Source organism: Paracraurococcus ruber (assembly GCF_004353985.1).
Taxonomy (GTDB): domain Bacteria; phylum Pseudomonadota; class Alphaproteobacteria; order Acetobacterales; family Acetobacteraceae; genus Paracraurococcus; species Paracraurococcus ruber.
The window spans coordinates 1-5,016 of the sequence record NZ_SMOA01000341.1 but is presented as its reverse complement, the minus strand read 5'-3'; the positions used below and the strand labels follow the sequence as shown (position 1 = coordinate 5,016).

Annotated in this window: 2 protein-coding genes and 2 tRNA genes; 1 reads left to right on the top strand and 3 read right to left on the bottom strand. The window is 77.1% G+C overall.

Going from position 1 to position 5,016, the window contains the following annotated elements; all coding sequences use genetic code 11:
- Nucleotides 1–71: 71 nt before the first annotated feature.
- Nucleotides 72–392: an ETC complex I subunit gene (locus E2C05_RS28550; protein ID WP_133223031.1), complete on the bottom strand. Its 321-nt coding sequence runs from the start codon at nt 390–392 to the stop codon at nt 72–74.
- Between the two features lie 23 nt (nt 393–415).
- Nucleotides 416–489, bottom strand: a tRNA-Pro gene (locus E2C05_RS28545).
- Between the two features lie 167 nt (nt 490–656).
- On the opposite strand from E2C05_RS28545, the gene E2C05_RS28540 reads away from it, so the two are divergent.
- Nucleotides 657–732, top strand: a tRNA-Lys gene (locus E2C05_RS28540).
- A 19-nt stretch (nt 733–751) separates the two neighbouring features.
- Here the strand turns inward: E2C05_RS28540 and E2C05_RS28535 are convergent.
- Nucleotides 752–5,016: PAS domain S-box protein (locus E2C05_RS28535; RefSeq protein ID WP_133223030.1), on the bottom strand; the 4,265-nt coding region annotated here is incomplete at its 5' end.

The window sequence follows — 5,016 nt, the reverse complement described above, 5'->3', positions numbered from 1 at the left end:
ACGCGAGCGCCACGGGCGGCGGCCGGCGCATGCCGCCGCGCCGCCGGGCCCGGCGCCGCGCGCGGCGGCGGTCAGTGCGTCCAGTTCTCCGCCCGGCCGTAGCGGAAATTGTCGGCATAGACCTTGGCCTTGATGCGCAGCGGCTTCGGCTCCTCGACATCGTAGCGAAGGCCATGCGCCTCGGCATAGGCCACGGCGTCTTCCCTGGTGGCGAAGCGCAGCCGGACCTGGCCGCTGGTGTCGCCGGAGCCGGACCAGCCCATCAGCGGATCGATGCGCTGCTTCTCGCCCGGCTCGAATTCCAGGACCCAGTCCTGGGCCCGCCCGCGGCCGGACTGCATGGCATTGCGGGGCGGCATGTAGATGCGGGCGGTCTGGGATGGGCCGAGCATGAAGCGTCCTTGGCTGCGACATATCGGGGCGGCGGGATTCGAACCCACGACCTCCTGTACCCAAAACAGGCGCGCTACCAGGCTGCGCCACACCCCGCGCGGCGGCACCCTAGAGCAGATCGCCGCGCCGCCAAAGGCCCAGCGGCGGGATTCCCGCATCGCGGCGGTGGTGACGCCGGGGGGAGGCCGGCATTTAGGGGGTGGACAAGCCGGACCGGGACGCTAAAAGCGCGCTCCCGGACGCGGCGGGCCGCCGCGCTCCGCGGGCGCATAGCTCAGTTGGTAGAGCAGCTGACTCTTAATCAGCGGGTCCAAGGTTCGAGTCCTTGTGCGCCCACCAACCCACCGGCCCATCCCCTTCAGCGTCCCGTTCCCGCCTCTCGGCCGGCCTCGGCCGGCGGGCTGCCGCGCAGCACCGTCACGACCTGCGCCGCCACCGCTTCCGCCGCCGCCGGCTTGCGCAGCACCGCGAAGGGACCGGCCGCCGCGGCCGCCTGCAGCGCCCCCTGGGCGGCATCGCCGGCATGGCCGGTGATCAGCACCGCCGGCAGGCCCGGCAGCCGCCGGCGCGCCGCCTGCAGCAGCCCGAGCCCATCCACGCCCCCTGGCATCGCCAGGTCCGTCACCATCGCATCCGGCCGGCCGCCGGCCTCCAGCCAGTCCAGCGCCGCCGCGGCGCCCTCCGCCTCGGTCACCTGAAAGCCCTGCGCGGCCAGCCCGGCGCCCAGCACCGCCCGCACCGCCGGCTCGTCGTCCACCAGCAGCAGCGCCGCCGCCACGCCGCCGGCCGGCAGCGGCGGTGCCGCGCTCGCCTCCGGGGCCGGCGCCGCCGCCGCCCGCGGCAGCCAGAGCGATACGGTGGTGCCGCGCCCCGGGCGGCTCGCGATGGCGATGCCGCCGCCCGACTGCTCGGCGAAGCCGCGCGCCATGGCGAGTCCGAGGCCGGTCCCCTTCCCCTTCGGCTTGGTGGTGAAGAAGGGCTCGGTGACCCGCGCCAGCACCTCGGGCGGCATCCCCGCCCCGTCATCGGCGACCGAGAGGCGGACATAGTCCCCAGGCGCCAGCGCCGCCGGCGCATCCCCGCCCGGCGCCGCCGCCGGCGCGGCCGAGAGCAGGATGGCGCCGCTGCCCGACGGCATGGCGTCCCGCGCATTGTTGGCGAGGTTCACCAGCACCGCATCGAGCTGCCCGGCATCGGCCAGCAGCGGCGGCGTGTCCGGTTCCACTGCCACGCGCAGCGCGACGCCCGGGCCCAGGGTGTGGCGCAGCATCTCCGCCAGGTTCTCCAGCAGCGGGGCCGCCAGCACCGGCGCCGCCGCCAGCTCCCCCCGCCGGGCGAAGGACAGCAGGCGGCTGGTCACCGCCGCGCCCCGCTCGGTCGACTCCGCCGCCATGTCGAGGAACCGCAGCGCCCCGTCCGGATCGCGCCGCAGCCGCTTGGCGCCCAGCGCGATGCCGCCCTGGACCGCCTGCAGCACGTTGTTGAAGTCATGCGCGATGCCGCCGGCCAGCCGCCCCAGCGCCTCCATCCGCGCCGCCTCGGCCAGCCGCGCCTCGCTCCGCCGCAGCGCCGCGGTGCGCTCCTCCACCAGCCGCTCCAGCTCCGCCAGCAGGTCGCGCCGCACCGTCACGTCGCGCGTCACGCCCACCAGCCGCGCCGGCGCGCCGCTTCCGGCCACCCGCTCCACCACCATCGCCTGCTGCGAGATCCAGCGCCAGGATCCGTCGGCCTGGCGGACCCGGTACTCGGACTCCAGCCGGTCGGCCTCGCCGCTCAGCACGCGCTGATGCGCCGCCTCCCGCGCCGGCGCGTCCTCCGGATGGATGCGCGCGAACCAGCTCCGCGTCGGGTCGGTCTGCGCCGCCGTCCAGGTGTCGGGCGGCACCGGCGCGCCGGTCACCGCCACCGCGCGGGCATCCAGCCGCCAGCGCCGCTGCAGCAGGTCCAGCTCCCAGATGCCGATCCGCGCGCTCTGCACCGCCAGGCGCAGCCGCGCCTCGCCCTCGGCCAGCGCCGCCTCGGCGCCGCGCTGTTCCGTCACGTCGGTATGGACGCCCACCCATTCGCCGGTCGTGCCGTCCGGCCGCTGCACCGGCACGGCGCGGATGGCGTAGCGCCGCCAGGCGCCGTCATGCCGCCGCACCCGGTGCTCGAAGACGAAGGGCGCGCCGGCGGCGACCGCGGCCCGCCAGGCCGCGAGGGTCGGCTGGGCATCCTCCGGATGGACCGCCTGGGCCCAGCCATGGCCCTGATACTCCTCCGGCGCCTGGCCGGTCAGCGCCGCCCAGCCCGGCTGCTCCCCCGCCATCCGCCCCTCGGCATCGTTGGTCCAGAGGATGCCCTGCACCGCCTGTACCGCCGCGCGGAAGCGCGCCTCGCTCAGCGCCAGGCGCGCCTCGGCTTCCTTGCGCTCGGTGATGTCGAGAGCGGAGCCGACGAAGCCGACAGGGCCGCCATCCGGGCCCGGGCGCGGCATGGCGGCATCGATCACCCAGGCCCAGCCGCCATCGGCGGCGCGGCGCAGCCGGATCTCCACGCGGCAGGCCGCGCCGCTCCGCGCCGCGGTCTGGAAGGCGTCGGCGGCGCGCTGCCGGTCCTCCGGATGCACCGCGTCCAGCCAGCCGAGGCCGAGCCCATCGGCCTCCCGCTGGCCGGTGAACTCGCACCATTGCCGGCTGAGCCAGGTGCAATGGCCGGCCGCGTCGGTGGTCCAGATCATGGTCGGCGCGTTGTCGGCCAGGGACCGGAAGCGCGCCTCGCTCTCCTGCAGCGCCGCCTCCGCCAAGTGGCGGTCATGGATGTCGGCCACGGTGCCGATCCATTCGGCGACGCCGCCGGCGGCGTCCCGCACCGGCACGCCATAGCCTTCCATCCAGCGCCAGGCGCCGCCGCGCGTGCGCACCCGGAAGGTGGTCCGCAGCGGCGTGGCGCCGGCCACCGCATCCCGGCAGGCGGCGGCGACCGCGCGGCGATCGCCGGGATGCAGCCGCCGCAGCCAGCCGCCATCGCGCAGCGCGGCCTCGGCCTGGCCGGTCAGCTGGGTCCAGCCCGGGGCGGCGAGGAGCCGCCCCACCGCATCGGCCCGGAAGACGATGGGGCCGGAGGCCTCGACCAGGGTGCGGAAGCGCGCCTCGCTGGCGGCCACCGCCGCCTCCTGCCGCCGCAGCTCGGTCAGGTCGACGACGAAGGCCGCGACCTCGCCCGCCCGCCGGTCGAGCATGGCGAAGGAGACCAGCACCGGCACCCGCGTCCCGTCCGGCCAGAGGAACTCCTTGGCATAGGGCTGGCACACCCCGTCCGGCGCCGCCATCGCCTCGGCGATCGCCCGGGCATCGGCCGCGCGCCATTCGGGTGGCGTCGGCGCATCCCAGCGCACCCCGCCCTCGAGCAGCGCCGCCCGGTCCTGGCCGAGGATGCGCAGCAGCGCGTCATTGGCCGCATGCACCCGCCCGGCGGCATCGCCGCTGAGCAGCCCGACCGGGCTGGCGGCGAACAGCGCCTCCCGCTCCGCCTCCCGCGCGGCGACGGCCGCCTCCGCCTCGGCGAAGCCGCGCCGCAGCGCCTCCAGCTCGGCGATGGCGGCGGGCGGGATGGCGGCGGCGGCATGCGGCCCGGCCGGCCGGCCATCCGCCAGCGCCTCGGCATGCTGGCCCAGCCGCGCGACCGGCCGCAGGATGCCGCGCGCCGCCAGCAGCGCCAACGCGCCGCCGAGCGCGAGGGCCAGCGCGCCGCCCGCCGCCAGCAGCCCAAGCATCCGCCGCCAGGCGGCGTCGAAGGCGGCGACCGGCTGCGCCACCACCACCAGCCAGCCGGGCGATGCGGCGACCCGGTGGAAGCCGAACACCCGCGGCATGCCATCCAGCGCGAGGCCGCGATACAGCCCGGACTGCGCCCCCGCCGTCATCGCGCGGCCGCTCGACGGCAGCGGCGTTCCCACCAGCGCGGCGTGCCGCGCATCGGACCGCGCGACCAGCATATCCCGGGCATCCGACACGGCGGCGAAGGTGCCCTCCGGCAGGCCCTGCGCCGCCAGCAGCCGCTGCAGCCGGTCCACCGCCAGCGAGGCGCCGAGCACGCAGGCGACCATCCCATCCGCGCCGAAGACCGGCACGCCCACCGAGACGGTGAGGCTGTTGGAGACCGAGCCGGTCACGAGGTCGCCCAGCGCCGGCCCGCCGGTGGCGAAGACCGTATCGACCAGCGCCCGCGAATTCACCGCCGGCAGCGGCGCGCCGAGCGGCGCGCGGGTGGTCAGCAGCCGGGTGCCGTCGCGGCGGGCGAGGTAGAGATGCGCGCCCATCTGGCGGGCGATCTCCCGCGCCTGGTCGTGCAGCGCCGCGACATCCGGCCCCGCCGCCTTGCCGGCGCGGAAGGCGGGAGAGGTGGTGAAGGCGAGCAGCGCGCTGGTGACGCCGCCGATGTCGCGGTCGATGGCCAGGGCCAGGCCGCGGGCGGTCTCGCGCAACCGCATCTCGGCCGCCGCACGCTCCGCCCCAGCGGCCTGCCAGGCGGCGGCGGCGCCGACGCCGAGCGCCGGGACCAGCACCGCCAGCACGAGGCCGAGCAGCAGCCAGGACAGCCGCAGGCGGGCCGGCGCCGCCTCGGCGGGCTGGGCCGGGGCGG